The sequence below is a fragment of the Pseudomonas sp. D(2018) genome (assembly GCF_005502555.1).
GTDB classification, from domain to species: domain Bacteria; phylum Pseudomonadota; class Gammaproteobacteria; order Pseudomonadales; family Pseudomonadaceae; genus Metapseudomonas; species Metapseudomonas resinovorans.
The window spans coordinates 106,689-130,054 of record NZ_SCOK01000010.1 but is presented as its reverse complement, the minus strand read 5'-3'; the positions used below and the strand labels follow the sequence as shown (position 1 = coordinate 130,054).

The window sequence follows — 23,366 nt, the reverse complement described above, 5'->3', positions numbered from 1 at the left end:
TGATCCCATCCCGAACTCAGCAGTGAAACGACGCATCGCCGATGGTAGTGTGGAGCTTCTCCATGTGAGAGTAGGTCATCGTCAAGCTTCTATCCCAAACCCCCGAATCGTGACAACGGTTCGGGGGTTTGTCTATTAGTGAAAGCCATAGATTTCGGGATTGCGTCGTACGACGAGATCCCAACCGAATTGCTTGACGACCATAGAGTGTTGGAACCACCTGATCCCATCCCGAACTCAGTAGTGAAACGACGCATCGCCGATGGTAGTGTGGAGCTTCTCCATGTGAGAGTAGGTCATCGTCAAGCTTCTATCCCAAACCCCCGATCCGCGTAAGCGGGTCGGGGGTTTGTCTTTGTGTGCGGTAAAGTTTGCATCGACAAGCAGGGCGGCGGATGCGAGTGATCTGGCGACTGTATCCAGCAAAAAGGCCACCTAGTAAGGTGGCCTTTTGCATTTCTGATGCTCTGTCAGTCGCCGCGGTATTCGCAGCCACTGGTGCAAGTCTCGTGGATGCGGATGCGTGAGAGCTCCGGGAGCAGGGGTTTGAGTTCTTGCCAGATCCATTTGGCGAGGACTTCGCTGGTGGGGTTTTCCAGGCCGGGGATTTCATTGAGGTAGTTGTGATCGAGCTGCTCGTAGAGTGGCTTGAAGATCGCCTTGAGCTCGGAAAAGTCGCGGATCCAGCCGGTATAGGGATCGGGCTCTCCCTCGATATAGATGGCCACGCGGAAGGAGTGACCGTGCAGGCGGCCGCACTTGTGACCCGCGGGTACGTGAGGGAGCCGGTGCGCGGCTTCGAATATGAATTCCTTGAAAATTTCCACTGAGTAACGCTCTTGAGATGAAGTCCGGATCCCGGCTAAAGCAGGAAAACGCTGATTTTACCAGCTCTCTGGCGGCCTGACCGAAAAGACAGACATTGCCGGACGAGCCAGCCCTTCACTTGATGCCCAGACGCTTGGCCAGACGCAGCAGATTGGCGCGATCCAGGCCCAGTTCGCGGGCCGCTGCAGCCCAGTTCTGTGCCTGGCGCTCCAGGCTTGCAGTGATCAGCTGGCGTTGGTAGTGATCCACTGCCTCACGTAAATCGCCGACCGCTGCAACTTCCGGTTCTTCCACCGGGCGCATGGTTGCCGAGCTCTGGTTGCCGGGCAGTGCGAGATCGCTGGCCGTCAGGGTGAGGATTCGGGGTCGCTCGGTGCAGGCCGCCAGGGCCTTGAGTGCAGCGCGGCCGATCAGGTGCTCGAGCTCCCGTACATTGCCGGGCCAGTCGTAGCCGAGCAGCGCAGCTTGGGCATCCTGGCTGAGGCGCAGGCTGCGCAAGCCAAGCCTGGCGCGATTCTCTTCAAGGAAGAAGCCCGTCAGCAGCAGGACGTCGCGTCCGCGTTCCCGAAGGGGAGGAACGCGCAGGGGGTAGACGCTGAGACGGTGATAGAGGTCTGCCCGGAAGCGGCCGGAACGCACTTCCTCGGCGAGGTCGCGGTTGGTGGCCGCGATGACCCGCACATTGACCCGGTGCTCGCGATCCGAGCCGACCCGCTGCAGCTGTCCGCTCTGTAGCACCCGCAGTAGCTTGGCCTGGATCGCCAAGGGCAACTCGCCGACCTCATCGAGGAACAGGGTGCCTTCATCGGCCAGTTCGAACTTGCCCTTGCGTTCGCTCACGGCACCAGAGAAGGCGCCACGTACATGGCCGAACAGCTCACTCTCGACCAGGGTATCGGGCAGGGCGGCACAGTTGAGGCTGATCATGGGCTGCCGGGCGCGCAGGGAGCGGCTATGGATGGATTGAGCGACCAGTTCCTTGCCGACTCCAGTTTCGCCGCTGATCAGTACGGTTAGCTCGCTGCCACCTACTAGCTTGATTTCCTCCATCAGCGCCTTATGGGTGGCGCTCTGACCGATCATCTCTTGCGGACGGACCTGCCCGGCGGCTTGGCGGTAGATTTCTGCCAACTGCTGCTCGTCCTGGGCGCGACGCGTAAGGGTGTCCATGCGCTCGGCAGCTTTCACCGTGGCGGCGGCCAGGCTGGCGAAATCCTCGAGAACGTCCAGGTCCTGCCCGTCGAAACGCGACGGATCCATTGCATCGAGCGTCAGGACACCCCAGGGGCGATCGTCGAGGTAGAGCGGGCAGCCCACGCAATCGTGTACTTCCAGATGGTCCTGATGGCCTTCCACCAATCCGTCGTAGGGGTCGGGCAGGCCGCAGTCAGCTGCGAAGCGGGTAACGCCACGACTCTCCATCAAGGCTTGCAACCTGGGGTGTTCGGACACCTTGAAGCGCCTGCCGAGGGTGTCCTGGCTGAGGCCGTCTACGGCCATGGGCACCAACTGGTCGCCGTCGAGGCGGAGGAGGGCGGTGGCGTCGCAGGGCAGCAGGCCTCGCAGGGCCTCCAGCAGGCGCCGATAGCGTTCGCCCTCCGGGAGTTCTCGGGACAGGTCGCTGACCAGGGGGATCAGGGTCTGCAGCAGGGGGTTGGGTGTCATTATGACTCCGATATGTCGTTATGACTTGTTCCTTAGTGTAGTCAGAAAAACTCGAATAAATATAAGTGATTGATTTATATAGAATAAAAAGTTGGCATGAATGATGGAATAGAACAGGCAGAACGAACCAACCCGATAACGGAGACCCAACATGCTGTCCAGCCAAGTTCGTGCCATCGTCAAGTCCACCGTCCCCCTGCTGGAAACCGGCGGAGAAGCCCTGACGACCCACTTCTACAAGATGATGCTCTCCGAGTATCCGGAAGTTCGTCCGCTGTTCAACCAGGCCCACCAGGCCAGCGGCGACCAGGCCCGCGCCCTCGCCAACGGCGTGCTGATGTACGCCCGCCACATCGACCAACTCGAAGTGCTGGGCCCACTGGTGAACCGCATCGTCGCCAAGCACGTTGCCCTGCAGATCCTTCCGGAGCACTACCCGATCGTCGGCACCTGCCTGCTGCGCGCCATCCGCGAAGTGCTGGGCGAAGAGATCGCCACCGACGAAGTCATCTCCGCCTGGGGCGAGGCCTACAATTTGCTGGCCGGCCTGCTGATCGGTGCCGAGGAAGAAGTCTATGCCGCGAGCGCCGAGGCCCCCGGTGGCTGGCGTGGTGGCCGCAGCTTCCGCGTCGAGCGCAAGGTGCAGGAAAGCGCGGAGATCACCTCCTTCTACTTCGTGCCGGCAGACGGCGGTGCCGTGATGGACTTCACCCCCGGCCAGTTCATCGGCCTGCGCCTGGATATCGATGGTGAGGAAGCGCGCCGCAACTACTCGCTGTCGGCCGCCCCCAACGGCCGCGACTACCGCATCAGCGTCAAGCGCGAGTCGGGCGGCAAGGTGTCCAACTTCCTCCATGACCGTGTCCAGGAAGGGGACCTGCTGGAACTCTTCGCACCGGCCGGCGACTTCATCCTGCGGCCGAGCCAGAAGCCCTTGGTGCTGATCACCGCCGGTGTTGGCATCACCCCGGCCCTGGCCATGCTGGAAGCCGCCCAGGACAGTGGCCGTCCGATCCACTTCATCCATTGCGCGCGCAACGGTGCGGTGCATGCGTTCCGCGACTGGATCGAAGCGAAGGCCGCGGCCATCCCGCAGTTCAACCACTTCTTCTGCTACAGCGAGCCCCATGCGGATGACCAGCCCCACGCCACCGGATTCCTGAGTCGCGAGCGACTGGCACAGTGGCTGCCTGCCGAGCGTGACCTGGATGCCTACTTCCTGGGCCCGAAAGGCTTCATGGCCCAGGTCAAGAAGCACCTGCGCGAACTCGGTGTACCGGAAGCCCAGAGCCACTACGAGTTCTTCGGACCGGCCGCTGCGCTGGAGGCCTGACCCCAATCGCCCGGCGCCAAGGAGCGCCGGGCAACCCAACGAGGAGTGCGAGATCATGACCAGTCTGTTCGGATGCCCTCAACGCCTGCTGCAACTCTCCCACCTGTTCCTCTGGACAGGCCTGGCCCAACTGCTGCTCGGCATCGTCGGGGCCTACTACCTGGAAGCGCACCTGGGCCTGCTGATGCTGGTTGGCGCCCACGGCCTGTCGATCCTCGGGCCGACCCTGATCAAGCTGGGCTACGTGATGCGCCTGACCGCCCAGTACCAGATGCGCAAGGAACAACGGGAGCTGGCCTGTGCAATTGCTTGATGCTTCGCGGGAGCTGGCGATCCGGCCGATCTGGCGCCTGGGCTTCCGCCCCTTCTTTCTCTTCGGCACGGCCTTTGCCCTCTTGGCCGTGCCGCTCTGGCTGATGGCCTTCCACGGCCGGCTCGGCCCCTGGCATCCGGCAGGCGGCTGGCTCGCCTGGCACCGCCACGAAATGGTGTTCGGCTTCGGCGGCGCCATCATTGCCGGCTTCCTGCTCACCGCCGTACAGAACTGGACCGGCAATCCCGGCTTGCGCGGTCGCGCCCTGGCCAGCCTGGCGCTGCTCTGGCTTGCTGCCCGCCTGGCCTGGGTACTGGGCGCGCCCCTGACGCTGCTGATTCCCCTGGAACTGGCCTTCCTCCCTGTGGTGGCCCTGGTGCTGCTGCGCAGCCTGTGGCGCGTGCGCCAGCGTAACAACTACCCCGTGGTGCTGGTCCTGAGCCTGCTGGCGGCGGCCGATGCCCTGGTGCTCTGGGGGCTGGCTGTTGGCAGCGAGGCCCTGCAGCGCCAGGGTGTGCTGGCGGCGCTCTGGCTGGTGGCGGCGTTGATGGGGCTGATTGGTGGGAGGGTGATTCCGTTCTTCACACAGCGTGGCTTGGGCCGCACCCAGCAGGCCAAGGCCTGGCCCTGGCTGGACTGGAGCTGCCTGGCGGGTAGCGTCTTCCTGGCCGCCAGCTTCGCGGCGGGTTCCAGCCTGCAGCGATCCCCCTGGCTGGCGATCCTCTGCCTGCTGCCGGGCCTCGGCAACCTGTTGCGCCTGGCGCGCTGGTACGACGCTGGCATCTGGCGGGTGACGCTGCTCTGGCCGCTGCACCTGGCTTTTGCCTGGCTGGCCGTAGCGCCCCTGGCCCTGGCGGCCTGGCACCTCGGGTTGCTGGACAACCCGAGCCTGGCCCAGCACGCGCTGGGTGTCGGGGCCATGGGGGGATTGATCCTGGCGATGATCGCGCGGGTCAGCCTGGGTCATAGTGGTCGTCCCTTGGACGCGCCACGTGCAATGGGGCCGGCATTCGCGTTGCTCAACCTGGGAGCCGTCGCCCGTGTGCTGCTGCTTCCGCTGCTGGGCAGTCCGGCGTTCTGGCTGGCGGGCTTGTGCTGGGCGGTGGCCTTCGCGCTGTTCCTGCGGCACTACGCGGTGCTGCTGTGCACGCCCAGGCTGGATGGAAGGCCGGGCTGAGCTGTTTTCTGTGAGGGTGACGTACTGGTGCAAGCCCGCAGCAGCTCGCGCAGGTGGCGGGCCAGATAGTCCTGGAAACGCGCGTCGTTCCAGTACTCCAGATGGCTCAGTGGTGTGTGGCGGCGGAACCAGGAGCCCACTGCCATGGGGCGGTCTTCATGCACCACGGCAGCGTAGCCTTGCACCGGACGAAGCGGATAGCCGAGCAAGTCGGCCGGCGCGTAGACGTTCAGCCAACGTGCCGAGCGTGTCAGGCGTTCATCGAGACAGTGGCCGGGAAAACGGATCGGCTGCACCGGGTCATAGGCGAAGGTGAAGAGCGGGATGTTGCAGCCGAAGGTGACCAGGCCTGCCAGGGTCTCCATGGCAATGAAGGGATCGCGCGGGCAGCTCGGTGTGGCATTGAGCTTCTGCTGGTCCCAAATGTAGTTGGAGATGATGTGTCCGCCGAGGGAGTGGGCCAGTAGCACCAGCGGGGTATTCGGCTCGACCTTGGCGCGCAATGCATTGAGACCGTTGCGCACACATTGGTGGACTTGCTCGTAGGTGGTGTCGTAGGCCTGGCTGACCTTGCGGTAGCCGCTGGCATCACCGAGGAAGAGGGTGACCATGCGCCGCATCCAGCGCCAGCGCACCGGCTCGTGTTCGAGCTTCTCCAGATAGTCCAGCTCGCGTTTGTCCAGCACGCTCGCCCAGTAGAGTGACTGGAAGGCAATGTCGTCCGCCTCCACGCCCAGGCGTTTGCGCAGTCCAGCGATCAGGTTCTGGGCGAATGCGTGTTGTCCCTCCGCATTCTGCGTGTCCTGCTGGTTGCCGATGCCATGGATGATGGCAACTGCGAGTTTCATCCCTGTACTCCCTTCGCTCCGTGCGTCTCAGGTCAGAGGTTTTGCAAGCGTTCGCCCAGCTTGCCGTTGTCCACCAGTTCGAGGAACTCGTCGCCCAGGCGCTGGCTTTCTGCCATGGCTTTGCGCCAATAGCGCTCGCGGCCGGCGTCGTCGCCCAGATATCGCTTGAAGTCCTTGCGGTCTGGCAGTTTGCCATGAGGCAGCGTGGCCAGGTACTCGCGCGAGGGAGAAATCAGCAGTACATCCTGTAGTCGCTCGGCATCGCCCTTGCGCCAGGGCAACCCCTTGTCAAACCAGCCGGGCACCACCTTGTCGGTGAAATGTGGATAGAGCACGACACCGCCCGGGTTGTAGGGCAGGTCGAGGTGGTAGTCGAGCAAGCCGCCGTCGCGGTAGGTGCCGGGGCCGGCACCCGGAATATCCCGCACGCCTTCCATCACCATAGGGATCGAGCCCGAGGCGAGCAGGGCATGGCGCAGGTTGCCCGTGTCCAGTGCGTGGAAGCGTGAGGGGAAGTCGGACAGCGGTGCCAGCGGTGGGTTCTGGCGGGCATCGTGGAGGATGACCCGCTCGAAGTGCCGCGCCAGGTGCGGGCGCCCCAGCAGGTTGCTGCCGATTACCGACGACAGCCCCAGGCTCAGCGCACCACGGCGGTCGTGGGCGAGCAGGCCGTGGCTCTTCACCACGACGACATTCAGGCGGTAATGCGGGGTGGCCAACAGCTTCGCGTCCTGGCCTTGGAGCAGTTCATCCAGCATCAGGCCGCAAAGGCGACTGACTTCCGCCATGCTCACCCCTTTGGGGAATCGTTGGCTGGTATACAGTTCGCCCAGGCGGCGAATGCCGTCGACGGCGTTTGGCAAACAGGCGCTGGCGAAGCGCCAGGAACCGATGGAGGCGCCGATCAAGGCGCGCTCACGCGGTGCACGCGGCAGCCACTCACCGAACAGCGCCAGGTCCAGGCCCTGGATACCCAATGCCTTGGGGCCGCCCGCCGCACCCGGCAGGATGCCGACGTCCGCCGGCTTCAGACTCTGCCCACGGATGTGCGCCAGGGCGCGACGTCCTGCTCGCAGTGTGAGGGCGGGAAACTTGATCTGGATGGCGCTCATGCGAGTCTCCTGGAAGCAAGGCAGCGATTATAGTGGCGACCCCGTCAAGGCCAAGTTTCTTCAGGGTGTGAATGATCCGTCCCAAGCCTTAAGGCGAATTCAGCTTGAATTAAGTCGTCCCCGGTATCTTGCTCCCATCGAAAGCACACAAGCCCCCAAGGAGATAATTCATGAAGAAACTCGCTGCCCTGTTCGCCATTGCTACGCTCGCTGCCACCGCTGGTATCGCCCAGGCTCGTGATCTCGGCCCGGACGAAGCCCTGAAGTTGCGTGACGCCGGAACCATCCAGTCGTTCGAGAAACTCAATGCCGCGGCCATCGCCAAGCACCCCGGCAGCACCATCAACGAAACCGAACTGGAAGAGGAATACGGCCGCTACATCTACCAGGTTGAACTGCGTGACGCCCAAGGCGTGCAGTGGGACCTGGAACTTGATGCCACCAACGGTCAGATCCTCAAGGATCATCAGGACGACTGATGCGCTGGATCCTTCGTTACAGTGGGATCATTGCCCTGATCCTGGCCATTTTCGCCCTCGAGGCGGTGGCCAGGGACCTGGATCAGGACGAGGCCCTCAAGCTCCGTGAAGAGGGCGTCATCCTGCCCCTCGACCAGCTTCTGCGTAGCGCCCTGGGGCTTTACCCTGGGGCGCGTCTGCTGGAGGCTGAGCTGGAAGAGGAGGACGACGTCTACATTTACGAGGTGGAGCTGGTCACCGCCGATGGCACGGTACGTGAACTGGAACTGGATGCCCGCGACGGGCGCATTCTGAAGGACGAGGAAGACGACTGATGCGGTTGTTGCTGGTAGAGGACCATGTACCCCTGGCCGATGAGCTGAGCAACAGCCTTGGTCGCCAAGGCTACGCCGTGGACTGGCTGGCCGACGGCCGCGACGCGTTGCACCAGGGGGCCAGCGAACCCTATGACTTGATCATTCTCGACCTCGGCCTGCCTGGTAAGCCGGGGCTGGAGGTGCTGCAGGAATGGCGCGCGGGTGGCATGTCGACCCCGGTGCTGGTCTTGACTGCGCGCGGTTCCTGGGCCGAGCGGATTGAAGGGCTCAAGGCGGGCGCCGACGACTATCTGACCAAGCCTTTCCACCCGGAGGAACTGGCCTTGCGCATCCAGGCGCTGCTGCGTCGCGCGCACGGCCTGGCCAACCAGCCGCAGTTGGAGGCGGCTGGTCTGCAGCTGGATGAGGGGCGCCAGTGTGTCAGCCGAAATGGCGAGGAGGTCCAACTGACCGCCGCCGAGTTCCGCCTGCTGCGCTACTTCATGCTGCACCCTGGCCAGCTCCTGTCCAAGAGCCACCTGGCCGAGCACCTCTACGACGGTGAAACCGAGCGGGATTCCAATGTGATCGAGGTGCACGTCAATCACCTGCGTCGCAAGCTGGGGCGTGAGGTCATCGAAACCCGTCGCGGCCAGGGCTATCGCTTCACCGGTGAGGGTCGATGAGGTCGATCCAGCGCCGGCTCAGCCTCGGACTGGTTGGCGTGTTGCTGGTGGTGGGACTGGTTCTGGCGCAGACGAGTCTCTGGTTGTTCGACCTGGGGCTGCGGCGCTACCTGGCCGAAGGCCTGCGCAGCGAAGCCGAGCTGCTGCTAAGTGCCCTGGTGCGAGGCCCCAATGGGATTCAACTCGATGAGAAGCGCCTGAATCCCGCCCATCAGCAACCCTATTCCGGCCGCTATTTCATCATTGACCTGGGCGAAGAGACTTGGCGTTCCCGTTCGCTCTGGGATGCGGAGCTGCCGATGCCGCAACAGAAGGGATTGGCCGAGAGATTGCTGCCAGGGCCCGTGGATCAGGAGTTGCTGACCTGGCGCGGCGATTACCGACGCTTCGGGCGACCCGTGCGAATTGCTGTGGCGCAAGACTACACACCGATACTGGAAAGCTTCCGTCGGGTGCAGTGGACGGGCTTTGCCCTGGGTGTGGCCGGGTTGCTGCTGATCCTCGCCCTGCAACGCGTCACGGTGCGCCGGGCATTGCGTCCCCTGGAGGACGTTCGCCAGCAGATTGCGCAGTTGCAGCAAGGTCAGCGCAGTGAGCTTGACAGTCACGCTCCCGAGGAACTGGAGCCCCTGGTGGCACAGGTCAACCACCTGCTCAACCACACCGAGGACACCCTCAGGCGTTCCCGTAACGCCCTGGGTAACCTTGGCCATGCGCTGAAGACGCCGTTGGCGGTATTGGTCAGCCTGGCCGATCGTGAAGAACTGCAAGATAAACCCGCCTTGCGCGCCATCCTGCGTGAGCAACTGGCGCAGATCGAGCAGCGTCTGGCGCGCGAGCTGGGGCGTGCGCGCCTGGCTGGCGAGGCGTTGCCAGGCGCGCACTTCGATTGCACCGAGGAACTGCCCGGCCTGTTCTCCACCCTGGCGATGATCCACGACCGTGGGCTGGACCTGGACTGGGACGCCCCCGAGGGTTTGTGTCTGCCCTGGGACCGGGAGGACCTGCTGGAACTGCTGGGTAACCTGCTGGATAACGCCTGTAAGTGGGCGGAAACCCAGGTCAACCTGACCATTCGCAGCGGGGAGGGCGGTTACAGCCTGATGGTGGACGACGATGGCCCCGGAATTGCCGAAGACAAGCGCAAGGACGTCATCGGGCGTGGAGCGAGGCTGGATGAGCAGGTGGCTGGGCACGGTCTTGGGCTCGGCATCGTGCGTGACATAGTCGAATCCTGGAATGGCCGCCTGAGCCTGCAGGAAAGCCCGTTGGGTGGCCTGCGGGTACGCATCGAACTGCCGGCTGCGCAAGCCTCGTAGGTTGGTCCTGAGCCTGCGGGGCACACATGCTTTTTTATGGACCGCAGCCTGCTGCTGGATGCCTTCGCTTCTGTTGTAGGGGTGAATTCATTCGCCAAGCGGACCGAAGGTTCGCCCTTCAACCTCGATGGTCAGCGTAGCCAGCGAGCAACACGCTGTAGGACCTGCCAGCGGCGAGTCTCCCAATCGCCCTCGATCACTTCCAAGGTCTGGCCCGCGCCTTCCAGCCAGGCGCGGCAATCCTCGAAGAAGGCCTGGCGCTCGGCCAACTCCGGCTGGCAGCGCTGGCCGTCATCGACCCATTCCACGTGTTGCGGGCTCAGCAGCAGATGCAGGTCGTAATGGCGTGCCCGCAGCTCGGCTTCCAGCCAGTCGGGGCAATCGTCGAACAGCTTGCGGCTCCAGAGGATGTTGCTGAGCAGGTGCGTGTCGAGGATCAGCAGGGGAGGCGCCTTGGCGCGTGCCTGGTCTTCCCAATCGAGTTGGCCACGGGCGATAGCCGGGATGTCGGCATAGCACGTGTCGCGCTGCTCGCGATCGATGAAGTGGCGCACGTACTCGCCCACCAGCAGGCCGCCGAACCTGGCCTGCAGCTCCGCCGCCAGCCAGCTCTTGCCGCTGGACTCGGGCCCGGTAAGCACCAGTACTTTCATGCCGTGGCGGGCTCCAGCTCACGTCGCCAGGTGCGCCAACCCTGCACGGCCAGCAGGGTGAAGAGTCCGTAGAGCGCGGCGGTCAGGTACAGGCCCTTGCTGAGGAACAGCAGGACGAAGAGCAGGTCGAGCACAATCCAGAGCAGCCAGCATTCCAAGCGTTTGTGCGCCATCCAGAACTGCGCCACCAGGCTGAAGGCCGTGAGTGCAGCGTCCCACCATGGAGCCGCGGCGTCGGTCCAGGTCGCCATGCCATAGCCCAAGGCCAAGCTGCCGGCTGTTCCCGCCAGCAGACCCAGGCTCAGTGGTCGTGCGCCCAGACGGCTGACTTGGCGACCATCACGCTGGAGGCCGCCACGGGTCCACTGCCACCAGCCGTAAAGTTGCAGCGCGGCATAAATCAGCTGCAAGAGCATGTCCGAGTACAGCTTCACCTCGAAGAAGATCCAGCTGTACATCAGCACCATGATCAGGCCGATCGGCCAGCACCAGGGGTTCTGCCTGACAGTGAGCCATACCGCCAGCACGCCGAGGGCCGCGGCGCTGAGTTCGAAAGGGGACACCTTGCCAATTCCATGGGAGAAAGCCGCCGATTGTAGCGGCTCGCTGCGGTTTCGGCTGGTTGCGGTTACACCCGGAACTGTCCCAGCAGGCAGCTTGGCCATTATCAATCAGCCTTTAGCCGCGATTTCCCATTGGCTCTCTGTTAGCATTTCGGCGCTTCGGGGCAAGGCTGAAGGCTCGTTCGTCCCGGAACCTGCTTGCTGGCATCTGGTTTCATCGCCGTTCGGCACATTCGTGGTGCCAGTTACCTGCGCATTCGTAACGAAAAGGCCGCCTGAAGAGCGTGCCTCGGGGGAGAGTTTCAATGGATTTGTGGACGGCCTTGCAGGCCATCATTCTGGGGGTTGTCGAAGGCCTGACGGAGTTCCTGCCGATCTCCAGCACCGGCCACCAGATCGTGGTCGCGGACCTGCTGGGCTTCACCGGTGAACGGGCCATCGCCTTCAATATCATCATTCAGCTGGCGGCCATTCTCGCGGTGGTCTGGGAGTATCGGCGGAAGATCTTCGACGTCGTCGTCGGGTTGCCCACCCAGCGCGGGGCTCGGCGTTTCACCCTCAATCTGATGGTGGCGTTCTTTCCGGCGGTGGTCCTTGGTGTGGCCTTTGCCGATGTGATTCACCATTACCTGTTCAACCCCATCACCGTGGCTTCGGCCCTTGTGGTAGGCGGTGTGATCATCCTTTGGGCCGAGCAGCGCCAACATCAGGTGCAGGCCGAAACCGTCGACGAAATGACCTGGAAGCATGCGCTCAAGGTTGGCTGCGCCCAGTGTCTGGCGCTGGTGCCGGGTACCTCGCGCTCCGGAGCGACCATCATCGGCGGCCTGCTCTTCGGCTTGTCGCGCAAGGCGGCCACCGAGTTCTCCTTCTTCCTGGCCATGCCGACCATGGTTGGCGCGGCGGTCTACTCGGGCTACAAGTACCGCGACCTGTTCCAGCCTAGCGACCTGCCGGTGTTTGCCCTCGGTTCGGTGGTGTCCTTCGTCTTCGCCATGATTGCCGTACGCAGTCTGCTGAAGTTCATCGGCAGCCACAGCTACGCGGCGTTCGCCTGGTACCGCATCGGCTTCGGTTTGCTGATCCTGGCGACCTGGCAGTTCGGCATGATCGACTGGTCGACTGCACAGGGTTGATCGGGTTTGATTCCGGGAAGGCGCGCCAGATGGTGCGCCTTCTGCGTTTCAGGGGGTGGGAAACTCCAGGGTGAAGCATGTCCGGCCGTTGGCGGATTCGCAGCGGATATCGCCGCCGTGGGCGCGAACGATGGAGCGGGTGATGGCCAGGCCCAGGCCGGCATGTTCGCGGCCCTCGCGGCGGGCGGGGTCGGCGCGGAAGAATCGATCGAACAACCGTGGCAGCAGTTCGGCGGGGATGTCTGGACCGCTGTTGGCCACTGTCAGCTGCAGGCTGCGGGCGTCTCTGGTCAGGTTCACTTCGATGCGACCGCCTTCCGGCGTGAAGCGCAGGGCGTTGTCCAGCAGGTTGGATAGCGCGCGACGCAGCATGCTGCGGTCAGCGCTGAATCGGGCGTCGCCGCTACGACTCATGGCGATCTGGCGGTCCTCGGCCAGGGGGCTGAAGTAGTCCAACAGGGCATCCAGTTCGTCGGCCAGCTCCAGGGGCTCGCGTCGGGCAGGCAGCAGGCCGTGTTCGGCCTTGGCCAGGAACAGCATGTCACCCACCATCTGCGCCAGGCGCTGCAGCTCTTCCAGGTTGGAATGCAGGGCTTCGCGGTACTCGTCCGTCGCGCGATCCTGGCTGAGGATCACCTGGGTCTGGGTCAGCAGGTTGGACAGCGGCGTGCGCAACTCGTGGGCGATGTCGGCCGAGAAGGCCGAGAGCCGCTGGAAGGCATCATCCAGCCGGGCCAGCATGGCATTGATTGCGCGCACCAGTTCCACCAGCTCCGGGGGAACCTGATCGTCGGGCAGGCGGGCGGTCAGTGAACTGGCGGATACCCCGGCAGCCACTTCGGCCATGCGATGCAGGGGGCGCAGGCCACTGCGCGCTGCCCAGGCGCCCAACAGGGCAGTGGCCAGGGCGGAGAGTCCGACGGTGAGCCAGATCAGCCGCTGCATGCGTTCGAGGAAGTGCTGGTGGTGCGTAATGTCCAGGGCCAGCGAGAGACGTGGCGAATCCGGGTCATCCGGTCGCAACCGTGCGCTGTAGACCCGGTAGTCGGTGCCATCCTGCTGCCAGTCATGCAGCCCGTCGCGACCCGGCGCACGCAAGCCCTCGGCACTGTTGAACCAGTAACTGCTGTCGTGACCCTCAAGGCGCAGGGCCAAGTCCGGGTGCAGGCGTAGCTCGGATTGCAGGGCGTCCAGACGAGGCACCAAGTCAGCGGGGCTGTCCACATCAATGACCAGGGCGCGGAAGGCTCTCAGGCGGCTATCCAGCAGTTGCTGGTCGAGTTCGATGAAGTGCGCTTCGCTGGCGCGGTTGAACAATACTCCGGCGATCAGCGACACGGTGGCTGTGCAGGCGGCGAACAGCAGACCCAGTCGGGTTGTGAGGGAGAGTCCGCGCATCAGCCTTCCCGAGCCTCCAGCACGTAGCCCATGCCGCGCACGGTATGGATCAGCTGGGTGGGGAAGTCGTCGTCCAGCTTGGCTCGCAAGCGGCGAACGGCAACTTCGATGACATTGGTTTCGCTGTCGAAATGTATGTCCCAGACCTTTTCGGCGATCAGCGTCTTGGGCAGCACCTCGCCCTGACGTCGCAGGAGGAATTCCAGCAGGGCGAACTCCTTGGTGGTGAGGTCGATGCGACGGCCGCTGCGCTCGACTTTCCGGCTCAGCAGGTCCATGCGCAGGTCGGCAAGTTCCAGGCTGGTTTCCTGGGGCGCGGTGGCACCGCGGCGCAACAAGGTGCGCACGCGGGCAAGGAGTTCGGCGAAGGCGAAGGGTTTGATCAGGTAATCGTCTGCCCCCAGTTCCAGGCCATGGACGCGTTCCTCCACGGCATCCCGTGCGGTGAGGAGCAGCACCGGTGTCTGCAGGTCTGCCAGGCGCAGGCTGCGCAGCACTTGCCAGCCGTCGAGGCCGGGGAGCATCACGTCCAGGATGATCAGGTCGTAGCGGCCGGTCAGGGCCAGATCTCGGCCTTCCAGGCCATTGGTGACGAGGTCGGCAGCCAGACCGGCTTCGATCACGCCCTGGCGCAGGAACTGGCCGGTCTTGGGTTCGTCTTCGACTATCAATAGCTTCATGGTGGGCTCATGGCTTGGTCTGCTGCTTTATACCGTGCTCGCCAGCCGGGCAGGGCAAGCTGACAAAGTTGTAATGCAGCGACGCCGTTGGTGCCGCAGATTTTTCAGCAGCCGTCCGACTGTATACAATTGCGCGATTCCCGCACTTTCAGGTTCACCCGCTCATGCATCACCCCGCCGAACATTCGCCACTGGGCAAATCCAGCGAGTACGTCAGTTCCTACAGCCCCGAGTTGCTGTTTCCCATCTCCCGCGTGACCAAGTGGAATGAGCTGGGCCTGACTGCCGCAACCCTGCCGTATCAGGGCGTGGATTTCTGGAACTGCTATGAGCTGTCCTGGCTCACGCCGTCCGGCAAGCCGGTGGTCGCGATCGGTGAATTCGCCATTCCGGCCGATTCGCCGAGCATCATCGAATCCAAGTCTTTCAAGCTTTACCTCAATTCGCTGAACCAGTCTGTCTATGCCAGTGCGGCTGAATTGGAGCAGGTGTTGGCTCGGGACCTGAGTGCCGCAGCCGGTGCTCCGGTCGCGGTGCGCGTACGCAGCCTGACAGCGGCGGAAGCCGAGGGTGTCGCCAGCCTGCCAGGCATCTGCATTGATGAGCTGGATGTCACCATCGGGAGCTATGAGCATCCGCAGCCCGAACTGCTGCGCGCCGAAGCCGGGCAGACGGTGGAGGAGACGCTTCACAGCCATTTGCTGAAATCCAACTGCCCGGTTACCGGCCAGCCGGACTGGGGCACTGTAGTCGTCGCGTATCGCGGGGCGAATCGGCTGGATCACGCGAGCTTCCTGGCCTACCTGGTGAGCTTTCGCCAACATGCCGACTTCCATGAGCAGTGCGTGGAGCGGATTTTCCTCGACCTCAAGAGGCTGCTCGCGCCGGAGTTGCTGACCGTGTATGCGCGTTACGTGCGTCGCGGCGGGCTGGACATCAACCCGTACCGCAGCACCCACGCGGTGCAGGCCGATAATCGCCGGCTGGTGCGGCAGTAGCGAAAACCCCGACTCGAAGTCGGGGTTTTTCATCTGAGGCGGACTAGATGCCCATATTCGCCAGGCTTTGCATGATGTTGCGCAAGGTTCCGGCGAGGGTGGGATGACGGGTTTCGAAGCGCTCGATGGCCAGGTTGACCCCGTCCACCAGGGTTGCATCTGGCGCCATGGCAGCGTCGCGAGCCAGGCGCAGTTCGATTTCCTGCATCAACTCGATCAGCGATGCGCGTTCCTCCGCATCCAGCGGCGGTTCGTCGGCCAGCTGGTCGCGCAGTTGTTGCAGTTGCTGCTGCAGGCGTTCAGGCATGTCTTTCTCCCTTTGCGAATGTCTCAGGAGTTGACCTGGCCACTGGGGCAAAGGTCCCTCATGCCTTAGAGATTAATCCAGGCGGGACAGGCCTGCCTGACTCGGATCAAGCCTGAAATACAAATTCCGCATTCAGGGCTTCTCGCCCTTGTCGCGGCGGTAGGCGAGGTCTGCCAGGCAGGGGGCGAGCTCACCCAGGTGGTCGATCACCGAATGGGCGCCCAGGCGGTACAGCTCCAGGGTGGCGGCGGCGCGCAGTCGATCGCGCTCGGCACCGTCCAGCGCCTGCCAGTCCGCCGGTGCCAACCCACATAGGGGGCCGCTGGTGGCAAGGCCAATGGTCCAGAGTCCGGCATTCAGCCCGGCCAGCAGCAGGCGCGGATTGGCGCTGATCAGCACGCAGCCTTCCAGGTGTGAAACCCCAAGTCCTGCCAGGGCTTGCCAGCAGCTGTCCGGCGCCGGCCAGGGACGCGCTCCGTTGATTTCACTACCCCTCAGCCAGGCGGGCAGAGGGGTGGCCAGGCGCCAACTGGCTGGGGTGGGCAGGTCGTCGAGCCAGGCACAGGGAACCTGGGTGCTACTCACCAGGTTGGCCAGCTCATCGAGGTTGGTGACGGCTTCGGCGTGTTCGCTGGCAGCGTCCAGCAACTGTTGATGGAGCGCCTGGAGCAGTTCGTCGCTGGCCGGGGAGCCCAGTGCGTGGTCGAGGGCGGCGTGCAGGGGCAGGGAGGCGGCTTCGGCCAGGCGCGGTGCCGGACAGTCCGGCAACAACCGGGCTAGTGCCAGCGGCAAGGTGCGGGCACCGAAGTCCACCAGGCAGCCGGAAAGGCCGAAGAGGAGGGCGGTGAAGGCGGGCGGTTGGCTCTGGGGCATCAGCGTCATCCTGACGAGGTCTGGCGCAGACTAACCGCCCTGGATGACAGCGAAGTTACTGCCGCTGGCCAGCCCCCATCGCCAGGCGCAGATCATCAGGCACCGGTACCGATCTGTCTGTGGCGTGGTCGATCCAGACCAGCTTGCAATGGCCTTCACCGTAAAGGGTGGACGGGTCTTCAAGGGTGCTCAGGCGGTGCTCCACCACCAGGCTGCTGTTGCCCACGGTGCCGGCATGGAGTTCGATGACCACGGTAGCCGGATGCACCACGGGCTTGAGGTAGGTGTGCAGCGTTTGCAGTACCACCGGACCCTGGGGCACGTTGTTCATGGCGATCCCGAGTTTCTCGAACCAGGCGACCCGCGCTTCTTCCAGATACTGGATGTACAGGGTGTTGTTGACGTGACCGTAGCTGTCCATATCGCCCCAGCGAACGGGGATGTGTGCAACATGAAGCAAGGTTTTTTTCGGCATGCTGGCAGTCCGCTATGCTGCCCAATACGGGCGATGGCCTTATACTGCGCGCCCTGACTGGGCGGCGGGCCGCCACACTACTTTTCTCAAGGAGAGTCTGCAATGCGATTGATCGGTACTCGGTGGCTCGATCGTCTGGGCCGTGTACTGGCCTGCGTTACCCTGGCGGTACTACCCGTCTCTGCCAGCGCCGCTGAGGATGACCCCTGGGAGGGCTTCAACCGTGCGATGTTCCGCTTCAACGACACCCTCGACACTTACGCGCTGAAGCCTATCGCCCAGGGTTACCAGGCGGTGACTCCGCAATTCCTCGAAGACGGCATTCACAATGTCTTCAACAACGTCGGAGATGTCGGCAACCTGGCCAACGATCTATTCCAGGCCAAGTTCCACAATGCCGGTGTCGACACCGGCCGGCTGGTATTCAACACCACCTTCGGCCTGCTCGGCTTCTTCGATGTGGCCACCCACATGGGCCTGCAGCGCAACGACGAAGACTTCGGCCAGACCCTCGGCTACTGGGGCCTGGGCAGCGGTCCCTATCTGGTGATCCCGTTCCTCGGCCCGAGCACGGTACGAGACGCCGGCGGCAAGATTCCGGATGCCTTTCTCGAACCCTATCCCTACATCGATCACGTGCCGACCCGTAACGTGACTCGTGCGGTCGATGTCGTGGACACGCGCGCCAGCCTGCTGTCCGCGGAGAAGCTGATCACTGGTGACAAGTACATCTTCATCCGCAATGCTTACCTGCAGAACCGTGAGTTCAAGGTGAAGGATGGCGAGGTAGAGGACGACTTCTAAGTCTGCTGGTCCTATCTCGGCACCATGAAGAAAGGCGACCTCAGGGTCGCCTTTTTCGTTTCCGGGTTTTACGCCTAGCGCATGCTGATTATGGCCAGACCGAGGGTTTGATTGCCGTTTGCATTCTCGCCGATCCGTACCACTTCGGTGTCGGCTTCCAGGCCCTTGAGCGCGCTGTGCTCGGAAGGGATGAGCACGCGAACGCGCTCGCCAACGGCCAGTTTGGCGTTCACTTCGAGCTGCATGCCTGTGCTGGAAAGGTCCAGGCAAAGGGCAGGGTACTGCTGGCCGGCGTGCTCCAGGATGGCTTTTGTCTGCACCTGCATCCGGATGAAGTCGCGCTTCTCGCTGTAGTTGCGGTCGTCCAGGCTCACGCGCTGATCCTCTTGTCGTCATGGAGTGGGGCCGAACCCCTTATAACTTCCAGCGATTTCAGGTGTAAAGGCAGAGTTCGACTCGCGGCGCAAGCTTGAATCGCCCTGCGGATGGGAGTACCGTCTGCGCCGTAAAGCGAACCCCCGTACTCGTGCTCGGGCCTTAGGTCGGGTGCTACAACAACCCATCCCTGGCGCCGTTTGCCTGGATACTCCATGCACAATCCCAGTGCCAAGCTGCTGATTATTGATGACGACGAGGTAGTGCGCGCAAGCCTCGCGGCCTATCTGGAAGACAGTGGATTCAGCGTTCGGCAGGCCAGTAACGGCCTGCAAGGGCTGCAGGTTTTCGAGCAGGAGCGCCCGGATCTGGTGATCTGCGACCTGCGCATGCCTCAGGTCGATGGCCTGGAACTGATCCGCCGCATTTCCGAATTGGAATCAGAAACCCCTGTATTGGTGGTCTCCGGCGCCGGCGTCATGAGCGATGCTGTCGAAGCCTTGCGCCTGGGCGCGGCGGATTACCTGATCAAGCCCCTGGAAGACCTGGCCGTTCTCGAGCATTCGGTGCGTCGCGCGCTCGATCGCGCGGCACTGCGTCTCGAAAACCGCCGCTACCGGGAAAAGCTGGAATCCGCCAACCGGGAGCTGCAAGCCAGCCTGCACCTGCTGCAGGAAGACCAGAACGCCGGGCGCCAGGTGCAGATGAACATGCTACCGGTGACGCCCTGGGAAGTGGACGGCCTGCGTTTCGCCCACCAGATCATCCCGTCGCTGTACCTCTCGGGGGACTTCGTCGACTACTTCCGTGTGGACGACCGTCGGGTTGCCTTCTACCTGGCGGACGTTTCCGGCCACGGCGCGTCCTCGGCCTTCGTGACCGTTCTGCTCAAATTCATGACAACGCGCCTGCTCTATGAGTCCCGGCGCAATGGCATGCTGCCTGAGTTCAGACCTTCCGAGGTGCTTGGACACATCAACCGCGGCCTGATCAATACCAAGCTGGGCAAGCACGTGACTATGCTCGGTGGCGTGATCGACGAGGAGCGCGGCCAACTGACGTACAGCATTGGTGGGCATTTGCCGCTGCCGGTGCTCTATAGCGAGGGCAAGGCCTCCTACTTGACCGGTAAGGGCCTGCCGGTGGGGTTGTTCGAAGAGGCGAGCTATGATGATCGGGTCATCGATCTACCGTCGTCCTTCAGCCTGACCTTGCTCTCCGATGGGATCCTGGACCTTTTGCCCGGGGATACCCTCAAAGATAAGGAAGCCGCGCTGCCAGAGATGGTATGTGAGGCAGGTGGCAGTCTGGATGGCTTGCGACAAGTATTTGGACTGGCCAGCTTGGGCGAGATGCCGGATGATATCGCCTTGCTGGTGTTGAGCAGGAACCTTGCATGAGTACCGGTAAAATCCAGTTTGCCGAGCAGGATGGGACGTTCGTCCTGAAGTTCGTCGGGGAAATCCGCCTGACCCTGTGTTCGGCCCTGGATGCGACCATTGAAAAGATCTTTTCGGCGCTGAATTTCTCGGCGATCGTGATCGACCTGACCGAAACCCAGAGCATCGACAGCACCACCCTGGGGCTTCTGGCCAAGCTGTCGATCCTTTCGCGGCAGAAGGTGGGCCTGTTGCCCACGGTAGTGACCACCCACCCCGATATCACGCGGCTGCTGCAGTCGATGGGATTCGACCAGGTGTTCAATATCGTCGGGACGCCAATACCTTGCCCGGAATGCCTGGAAGACCTGCCGCCGCAGGATCAGACGGAGGAAGTGGTCCGCACCAAGGTGCTGGAAGCCCACCGAATCCTCATGGGACTCAATCAGTCCAATCGCGAAGCATTCCACGACCTGGTCAGCGCACTCGAGCGCCACTGATCGGTCGTTACTTCTCCGCAAATAAAAACGCGCGCAGCCCGTAACGGCTGCGCGCGTTCGCGTTTCAGCGGCGGGAGGCGAGCAGGGCTTCCAGCTTTTCCTGGTCGCGAGCAAACAGGCGAATGCCTTCGGCCAGCTTCTCGGTGGCCATGGCATCCTCGTTCAGCTGCCAGCGGAAGGCTATTTCGTCCAGCACGACGCGAGCTTCGGCGTCGCTTCCTGGAGCCAGGCTGCGATCCAGAGCCCCCTGATCGTCAGCCAGCTTCTGCAGCAGCTCCGGGCTGATGGTCAGTCGGTCACAGCCGGCGAGTGCCTCGATCTGCCCCAGGTTGCGGAAGCTGGCGCCCATCACCACGGTCCGATAACCATTGGCCTTGTAGTAGCGGTAGATGCGCGAGACAGACTGCACGCCAGGGTCTTCGCTGCCTACGAAGTCGCGGCCTTCGGCTTTCTTGTACCAGTCGTAGATGCGGCCGACGAAGGGCGAGATCAGGAACACACCGGCATCAGCGCAGGCCGCCGCCTGGGCGAAGTTGAACAGTAGGGTCAGGTTGGTCTGGATGCCTGCGCGCTCCAGCTGTTCGGCGGCACGAATGCCTTCCCAAGTGGAGGCGATCTTGATCAGTACACGCTCACGACCGATACCGGCCTCTTCGTAGAGACCCATCAGGCGCTCGGCGCGACGCAGGGTGGCATCGGTGTCGAAGGATAGGCGGGCATCCACCTCGGTGGAAATGCGCCCCGGTATCACCTTGAGAATTTCCTGGCCGACGGCCACACCGAAACGGTCGCAGGCCAGGCCCAGGTCATTGCCGGCGCCGTCCATGGCGCTGTCGAGCAACTCGGCATAGCGCGGCATGGCGGCAGCTTTCAGCAGCAGGGAAGGGTTGGTGGTGGCGTCGACCGGCTTCAGGCGCGCAATCGCGTCGAGGTCGCCGGTGTCGGCGACGACAGTGGTGTACTGCTTGAGTTGGTCCAGCTTGGCGGTCATGGCGAAACCTTGTCGTGGCGGATGATCTGACCTTACCCGAGCTGCCGGGGCTGCTCAACGGGGGCGTAAGGGCTTTTTACAGGCCATCGGCCTGCCCAGCTCAACAGACCCGGAAAAGAGGGGAGCAGGTTCCCCAGGGAAAAATATTTCACATTCTTATTGCGGTTTTTTCTCGCTCGTCCGTCTTCTTCTATGAGAGCCCGAGAAAATCGGGACACAGGCCGGCAGGAGATTCGGCCCGAGGCTTTGCGCCATGCAAGCCTTTGATCAACAAGGAGATCCTGATGCGAGTAGATGCGTTGCTCCGAGCCAAGCCGGTCGTCCCGCAGCCTATGGGCCTGAGGGAGGAGCGAAGCCTCCTGAACCTGGATCACCGCCAGTTGCGCCAGATGCTGCAGCAGGCAGGGATGAAGACCAGCATGCCGCGTCTCAAAGTGCTGGAAATACTCTGCCTCGCTTCGCAGGAAGGCAGCGACATTCCCAGTCGCGTTCTTCATGAGCGCCTGGTGGAGGCGGGCGAGCCGCTGTCGCTGGTCAGCGTGCGCCAGGTACTGGGGCGCATGGTGGATCGCGGCCTGGTGGTCGCCCAGGGGGCCAGTCGTTTTCGCCTGGCGCCGGCCTGGGAAGCGTCGATTTCCACTCAGCGGCCGCGCAGCAGCTCCGCAGCCTGATCCAGCAACGCCAGTGGGTCGGCGACCTTGTGCACGTCGACCGACAACAATTGGCGGAAGCGTCGGGCGCCGGGAAAGCCCTGGGCCAGGCCGAGCATATGGCGGGTGATGTGATGCATCACGCCACCGTCCTGAATATGGCGCTCGATATAGGGGCGCATGGCTTGGAGGGCTTCGGTGCGGCTGATCTGCGGACCGGCACAGCCAAACAGGTCGGCGTCCACCTCAGCGAGAAGGTAGGGGTTGTGGTACGCCTCGCGACCCAGCATCACACCATCGAAAATCTTCAGGTGCTCACGGCATTCGTCGAGGGTCTTGATGCCGCCGTTGAGGATCAGCTCCAGATCCGGGAAGTCCCGTTTCAACTGTGCTGCCACGTCATAGCGCAGCGGTGGAACCTCGCGATTCTCCTTGGGCGAAAGGCCTTCCAGGATGGCGATGCGCGCATGCACGGTGAAGCTGCGGCAGCCGGCTTCACGCACTTGGCCCACGAAGTCGCAGAGTTCCTCGTAGCTGTCCCGGCCATTGATACCGATGCGGTGTTTAACCGTCACCGGAATCTCCACCGCATCCAGCATCGCCTTGACGCAGTCGGCCACCAGGGCTGGATGGCCCATCAGACAGGCGCCGATCATGTTGTTCTGCACCCGGTCGCTGGGGCAGCCGACGTTCAGGTTCACCTCATCGTAGCCTGCCGCCTGCGCCATCTTCGCGCAGGCCGCCAGTTCTGCTGGCACGCTGCCACCGAGCTGCAGCGCCAACGGATGCTCCGCCTCGTCGTGGCGCAGGAAGCGCTCATGGTCACCACGCAACAACGCTCCCGTGGTCACCATCTCTGTGTAGAGCAGGGCATGCTGCGATAGCTGGCGCAGGAAGAAACGGCAATGTCGGTCCGTCCAGTCCATCATCGGCGCCACGGAGAAGCGGCGGGAAAGGGCAGGGCGCGTGGTGGGCTGGGGAGCGTTTAGAGCGGTCATCGGAAACGTCTGATTTGAACCTGTTTTGACCCCTTTCCGGCCATCTCGGCAGACCTGGTGCTGATTTTTAGCACTGGGTTCATGGGATTTAGCACTGCAGGAAAGCATGGGCGCGATCACGCGGCGAAAGAACAAGAACGGAGAGGTGAAATACACCGCTCAAATCAGGCTGCGCCGGCAAGGGCGCATAGTCTATCAGGAAACCCAATCCTTCGATTTCAAGCAGACGGCCCGCGTCTGTCTGCTGCGACGTGGGTCCGAACTGGCCGCGCCCGGGGTCTGGAACGCGCCAAACGCAAGGAGTCCAAGGTGCGGCGAATGATCGGTCAGTCGATCCGCTCGGTCACCCGCCTACAACGCAGGCAATCGATGCGGCGCACTGGCACCTGTAGCAGAGCGCGTTGATCCAACAAACTCCGATCACGCACCCGGCGCAGTCGGCGCCCATGGTTCAATCGATAGCGACTGCATTTGGGCGCTTGGTCAGCTTGGGGCTCGAGTTCAGTCGGCAGAGTGCTGTCGGCGAATGG

27 protein-coding genes and 1 rRNA gene are annotated in these 23,366 nt (G+C 63.1%); 14 read left to right on the top strand and 14 right to left on the bottom strand.

The genetic code is table 11. The features are described from left to right. Positions 1 to 192: 192 nt before the first annotated feature. Positions 193 to 308, top strand: a 5S ribosomal RNA gene (rrf, locus tag FFS60_RS09700). A 162-nt stretch (positions 309 to 470) separates the two neighbouring features. Here rrf and queD read toward each other — a convergent pair. Both queD and norR read right to left on the bottom strand, forming a co-directional pair. Next, the gene (gene queD / locus FFS60_RS09695) at positions 471 to 827 is read right to left on the bottom strand and encodes a 6-carboxytetrahydropterin synthase QueD (RefSeq protein ID WP_036997744.1); all 357 of its coding nucleotides are present in this window, start codon (positions 825 to 827) and stop codon (positions 471 to 473) included. 115 nt (positions 828 to 942) lie between these two features. Then, a complete protein-coding gene (gene norR / locus FFS60_RS09690) occupies positions 943 to 2,493 on the bottom strand; it encodes a nitric oxide reductase transcriptional regulator NorR (RefSeq protein WP_137821846.1) in 1,551 nt (516 codons plus the stop codon). Positions 2,494 to 2,644: 151 nt separating this feature from the next. Between norR and hmpA the strand changes: the two genes are divergently transcribed. The 3 genes from hmpA to FFS60_RS09675 are packed head-to-tail and all read left to right on the top strand — an operon-like array spanning position 2,645 to position 5,316. After that, positions 2,645 to 3,826: an NO-inducible flavohemoprotein gene (gene hmpA / locus FFS60_RS09685; RefSeq protein ID WP_028630478.1), complete on the top strand. Its 1,182-nt coding sequence runs from the start codon at positions 2,645 to 2,647 to the stop codon at positions 3,824 to 3,826. A gap of 55 nt (positions 3,827 to 3,881) precedes the next feature. Further along, complete coding sequence (locus FFS60_RS09680; RefSeq protein WP_028630477.1) at positions 3,882 to 4,139, top strand: hypothetical protein; 258 nt, start codon at positions 3,882 to 3,884, stop codon at positions 4,137 to 4,139. Further along, positions 4,126 to 5,316, top strand: a complete 1,191-nt coding sequence (locus FFS60_RS09675) for an NnrS family protein (protein ID WP_137821845.1) — start codon at positions 4,126 to 4,128, stop codon at positions 5,314 to 5,316. Before FFS60_RS09680 ends, FFS60_RS09675 begins: the two co-directional genes overlap by 14 nt. Here FFS60_RS09675 and FFS60_RS09670 read toward each other — a convergent pair. Continuing rightward, a complete protein-coding gene (locus FFS60_RS09670; RefSeq protein WP_137821844.1) occupies positions 5,268 to 6,164 on the bottom strand; it encodes a hypothetical protein in 897 nt (298 codons plus the stop codon). The genes FFS60_RS09675 and FFS60_RS09670 overlap by 49 nt on opposite strands. Before the next feature lie 32 nt (positions 6,165 to 6,196). Beyond that, positions 6,197 to 7,276: a patatin-like phospholipase family protein gene (locus FFS60_RS09665; protein ID WP_137821843.1), complete on the bottom strand. Its 1,080-nt coding sequence runs from the start codon at positions 7,274 to 7,276 to the stop codon at positions 6,197 to 6,199. A 170-nt stretch (positions 7,277 to 7,446) separates the two neighbouring features. Between FFS60_RS09665 and FFS60_RS09660 the strand changes: the two genes are divergently transcribed. The 4 genes from FFS60_RS09660 to FFS60_RS09645 are packed head-to-tail and all read left to right on the top strand — an operon-like array spanning position 7,447 to position 10,056. Further along, positions 7,447 to 7,755 (top strand): PepSY domain-containing protein, encoded by a 309-nt coding sequence (locus FFS60_RS09660; protein ID WP_028630473.1) that lies wholly within the window; start codon positions 7,447 to 7,449, stop codon positions 7,753 to 7,755. Further along, entirely contained in the window at positions 7,755 to 8,069 is a 315-nt protein-coding gene (locus FFS60_RS09655) for a PepSY domain-containing protein (RefSeq protein ID WP_028630472.1), read from the top strand. Before FFS60_RS09660 ends, FFS60_RS09655 begins: the two co-directional genes overlap by 1 nt. Further along, entirely contained in the window at positions 8,069 to 8,737 is a 669-nt protein-coding gene (locus FFS60_RS09650) for a response regulator transcription factor (RefSeq protein ID WP_137821842.1), read from the top strand. Before FFS60_RS09655 ends, FFS60_RS09650 begins: the two co-directional genes overlap by 1 nt. Continuing rightward, a complete protein-coding gene (locus tag FFS60_RS09645) occupies positions 8,734 to 10,056 on the top strand; it encodes an ATP-binding protein (RefSeq protein ID WP_137821841.1) in 1,323 nt (440 codons plus the stop codon). The genes FFS60_RS09650 and FFS60_RS09645 overlap by 4 nt, the downstream gene beginning before the upstream one ends. Positions 10,057 to 10,187: 131 nt before the next feature. Here FFS60_RS09645 and FFS60_RS09640 read toward each other — a convergent pair whose 3' ends face one another. After that, positions 10,188 to 10,709: an AAA family ATPase gene (locus FFS60_RS09640; protein ID WP_137821840.1), complete on the bottom strand. Its 522-nt coding sequence runs from the start codon at positions 10,707 to 10,709 to the stop codon at positions 10,188 to 10,190. Further along, positions 10,706 to 11,272: a nicotinamide riboside transporter PnuC gene (pnuC, locus tag FFS60_RS09635; RefSeq protein ID WP_137821839.1), complete on the bottom strand. Its 567-nt coding sequence runs from the start codon at positions 11,270 to 11,272 to the stop codon at positions 10,706 to 10,708. The genes FFS60_RS09640 and pnuC overlap by 4 nt, the downstream gene beginning before the upstream one ends. Positions 11,273 to 11,577: 305 nt before the next feature. Here pnuC and FFS60_RS09630 point away from each other — a divergent pair, with 305 nt between their 5' ends. Beyond that, positions 11,578 to 12,408, top strand: coding sequence for an undecaprenyl-diphosphate phosphatase (locus FFS60_RS09630; protein ID WP_028630467.1), 831 nt, complete (start codon positions 11,578 to 11,580; stop codon positions 12,406 to 12,408). 48 nt (positions 12,409 to 12,456) lie between these two features. On the opposite strand, the gene FFS60_RS09625 is transcribed toward FFS60_RS09630, so the two are convergent. Further along, the gene (locus FFS60_RS09625; RefSeq protein WP_137821838.1) at positions 12,457 to 13,806 is read right to left on the bottom strand and encodes a heavy metal sensor histidine kinase; all 1,350 of its coding nucleotides are present in this window, start codon (positions 13,804 to 13,806) and stop codon (positions 12,457 to 12,459) included. Then, the gene (locus tag FFS60_RS09620; protein ID WP_137821837.1) at positions 13,806 to 14,486 is read right to left on the bottom strand and encodes a heavy metal response regulator transcription factor; all 681 of its coding nucleotides are present in this window, start codon (positions 14,484 to 14,486) and stop codon (positions 13,806 to 13,808) included. The genes FFS60_RS09625 and FFS60_RS09620 overlap by 1 nt, the downstream gene beginning before the upstream one ends. A gap of 164 nt (positions 14,487 to 14,650) precedes the next feature. Here FFS60_RS09620 and queF point away from each other — a divergent pair, with 164 nt between their 5' ends. Then, the gene (gene queF, locus FFS60_RS09615; protein WP_137821836.1) at positions 14,651 to 15,484 is read left to right on the top strand and encodes an NADPH-dependent 7-cyano-7-deazaguanine reductase QueF; all 834 of its coding nucleotides are present in this window, start codon (positions 14,651 to 14,653) and stop codon (positions 15,482 to 15,484) included. Between the two features lie 43 nt (positions 15,485 to 15,527). Here the strand turns inward: queF and FFS60_RS09610 are convergent, their stop codons facing one another. The 3 genes from FFS60_RS09610 to FFS60_RS09600 form a co-directional block, all read right to left on the bottom strand. Beyond that, positions 15,528 to 15,791, bottom strand: coding sequence for a DUF4404 family protein (locus tag FFS60_RS09610; RefSeq protein ID WP_028630463.1), 264 nt, complete (start codon positions 15,789 to 15,791; stop codon positions 15,528 to 15,530). Between the two features lie 132 nt (positions 15,792 to 15,923). Continuing rightward, entirely contained in the window at positions 15,924 to 16,664 is a 741-nt protein-coding gene (locus tag FFS60_RS09605) for an HAD family phosphatase (RefSeq protein WP_137821835.1), read from the bottom strand. 55 nt (positions 16,665 to 16,719) lie between these two features. Then, positions 16,720 to 17,139, bottom strand: a complete 420-nt coding sequence (locus FFS60_RS09600; protein ID WP_028630461.1) for a thioesterase family protein — start codon at positions 17,137 to 17,139, stop codon at positions 16,720 to 16,722. A gap of 102 nt (positions 17,140 to 17,241) precedes the next feature. On the opposite strand from FFS60_RS09600, the gene FFS60_RS09595 reads away from it, so the two are divergent. Next, positions 17,242 to 17,943, top strand: coding sequence for a VacJ family lipoprotein (locus FFS60_RS09595; protein ID WP_028630460.1), 702 nt, complete (start codon positions 17,242 to 17,244; stop codon positions 17,941 to 17,943). A 74-nt stretch (positions 17,944 to 18,017) separates the two neighbouring features. Here FFS60_RS09595 and FFS60_RS09590 read toward each other — a convergent pair whose 3' ends face one another. Then, positions 18,018 to 18,317 (bottom strand): PilZ domain-containing protein, encoded by a 300-nt coding sequence (locus FFS60_RS09590; RefSeq protein ID WP_028630459.1) that lies wholly within the window; start codon positions 18,315 to 18,317, stop codon positions 18,018 to 18,020. A 216-nt stretch (positions 18,318 to 18,533) separates the two neighbouring features. Between FFS60_RS09590 and rssB the strand changes: the two genes are divergently transcribed. Further along, on the top strand, positions 18,534 to 19,718 hold the full coding sequence (gene rssB, locus FFS60_RS09585; protein ID WP_137821834.1) for a two-component system response regulator RssB: 1,185 nt from the start codon (positions 18,534 to 18,536) through the stop codon (positions 19,716 to 19,718). After that, positions 19,715 to 20,197, top strand: coding sequence for an anti-sigma factor antagonist RssC (rssC, locus tag FFS60_RS09580; RefSeq protein ID WP_028630457.1), 483 nt, complete (start codon positions 19,715 to 19,717; stop codon positions 20,195 to 20,197). The genes rssB and rssC overlap by 4 nt, the downstream gene beginning before the upstream one ends. A 64-nt stretch (positions 20,198 to 20,261) precedes the next feature. Here the strand turns inward: rssC and tal are convergent, their stop codons facing one another. Continuing rightward, positions 20,262 to 21,188 (bottom strand): transaldolase, encoded by a 927-nt coding sequence (gene tal / locus FFS60_RS09575; RefSeq protein ID WP_028630456.1) that lies wholly within the window; start codon positions 21,186 to 21,188, stop codon positions 20,262 to 20,264. A gap of 284 nt (positions 21,189 to 21,472) precedes the next feature. On the opposite strand from tal, the gene FFS60_RS09570 reads away from it, so the two are divergent. Next, a complete protein-coding gene (locus FFS60_RS09570) occupies positions 21,473 to 21,859 on the top strand; it encodes a hypothetical protein (RefSeq protein ID WP_245586534.1) in 387 nt (128 codons plus the stop codon). Here FFS60_RS09570 and dusA read toward each other — a convergent pair. Beyond that, positions 21,829 to 22,836 carry a tRNA dihydrouridine(20/20a) synthase DusA gene (dusA, locus tag FFS60_RS09565; RefSeq protein WP_137821833.1) on the bottom strand — a complete coding sequence of 336 codons (1,008 nt, stop codon included), beginning with the start codon at positions 22,834 to 22,836 and terminating at the stop codon, positions 21,829 to 21,831. The two genes, FFS60_RS09570 and dusA, sit on opposite strands and share 31 nt — an antisense overlap. Between the last annotated feature and the right edge of the window lie 530 nt (positions 22,837 to 23,366).

Excerpts from the sequence above, each read along its gene's own strand:
- FFS60_RS09660 (WP_028630473.1), top strand. The coding sequence starts at position 7,447 with ATGAAGAAACTCGCTGCCCTGTTCGCCATTGCTACGCTCGCTGCCACC.
- tal (WP_028630456.1), bottom strand. The coding sequence starts at position 21,188 with ATGACCGCCAAGCTGGACCAACTCAAGCAGTACACCACTGTCGTCGCC.
- FFS60_RS09600 (WP_028630461.1), bottom strand. The coding sequence starts at position 17,139 with ATGCCGAAAAAAACCTTGCTTCATGTTGCACACATCCCCGTTCGCTGG.
- FFS60_RS09625 (WP_137821838.1), bottom strand. The coding sequence starts at position 13,806 with ATGCGCGGACTCTCCCTCACAACCCGACTGGGTCTGCTGTTCGCCGCC.
- FFS60_RS09655 (WP_028630472.1), top strand. The coding sequence starts at position 7,755 with ATGCGCTGGATCCTTCGTTACAGTGGGATCATTGCCCTGATCCTGGCC.
- FFS60_RS09570 (WP_245586534.1), top strand. The coding sequence starts at position 21,473 with ATGCGAGTAGATGCGTTGCTCCGAGCCAAGCCGGTCGTCCCGCAGCCT.
- FFS60_RS09595 (WP_028630460.1), top strand. The coding sequence starts at position 17,242 with ATGCGATTGATCGGTACTCGGTGGCTCGATCGTCTGGGCCGTGTACTG.
- FFS60_RS09605 (WP_137821835.1), bottom strand. The coding sequence starts at position 16,664 with ATGCCCCAGAGCCAACCGCCCGCCTTCACCGCCCTCCTCTTCGGCCTT.
- FFS60_RS09630 (WP_028630467.1), top strand. The coding sequence starts at position 11,578 with ATGGATTTGTGGACGGCCTTGCAGGCCATCATTCTGGGGGTTGTCGAA.
- FFS60_RS09645 (WP_137821841.1), top strand. The coding sequence starts at position 8,734 with ATGAGGTCGATCCAGCGCCGGCTCAGCCTCGGACTGGTTGGCGTGTTG.
- norR (WP_137821846.1), bottom strand. The coding sequence starts at position 2,493 with ATGACACCCAACCCCCTGCTGCAGACCCTGATCCCCCTGGTCAGCGAC.
- rssB (WP_137821834.1), top strand. The coding sequence starts at position 18,534 with ATGCACAATCCCAGTGCCAAGCTGCTGATTATTGATGACGACGAGGTA.
- rssC (WP_028630457.1), top strand. The coding sequence starts at position 19,715 with ATGAGTACCGGTAAAATCCAGTTTGCCGAGCAGGATGGGACGTTCGTC.
- FFS60_RS09650 (WP_137821842.1), top strand. The coding sequence starts at position 8,069 with ATGCGGTTGTTGCTGGTAGAGGACCATGTACCCCTGGCCGATGAGCTG.
- dusA (WP_137821833.1), bottom strand. The coding sequence starts at position 22,836 with ATGACCGCTCTAAACGCTCCCCAGCCCACCACGCGCCCTGCCCTTTCC.
- FFS60_RS09610 (WP_028630463.1), bottom strand. The coding sequence starts at position 15,791 with ATGCCTGAACGCCTGCAGCAGCAACTGCAACAACTGCGCGACCAGCTG.
- FFS60_RS09670 (WP_137821844.1), bottom strand. The coding sequence starts at position 6,164 with ATGAAACTCGCAGTTGCCATCATCCATGGCATCGGCAACCAGCAGGAC.
- queF (WP_137821836.1), top strand. The coding sequence starts at position 14,651 with ATGCATCACCCCGCCGAACATTCGCCACTGGGCAAATCCAGCGAGTAC.
- FFS60_RS09620 (WP_137821837.1), bottom strand. The coding sequence starts at position 14,486 with ATGAAGCTATTGATAGTCGAAGACGAACCCAAGACCGGCCAGTTCCTG.
- FFS60_RS09680 (WP_028630477.1), top strand. The coding sequence starts at position 3,882 with ATGACCAGTCTGTTCGGATGCCCTCAACGCCTGCTGCAACTCTCCCAC.
- FFS60_RS09665 (WP_137821843.1), bottom strand. The coding sequence starts at position 7,276 with ATGAGCGCCATCCAGATCAAGTTTCCCGCCCTCACACTGCGAGCAGGA.
- hmpA (WP_028630478.1), top strand. The coding sequence starts at position 2,645 with ATGCTGTCCAGCCAAGTTCGTGCCATCGTCAAGTCCACCGTCCCCCTG.
- FFS60_RS09640 (WP_137821840.1), bottom strand. The coding sequence starts at position 10,709 with ATGAAAGTACTGGTGCTTACCGGGCCCGAGTCCAGCGGCAAGAGCTGG.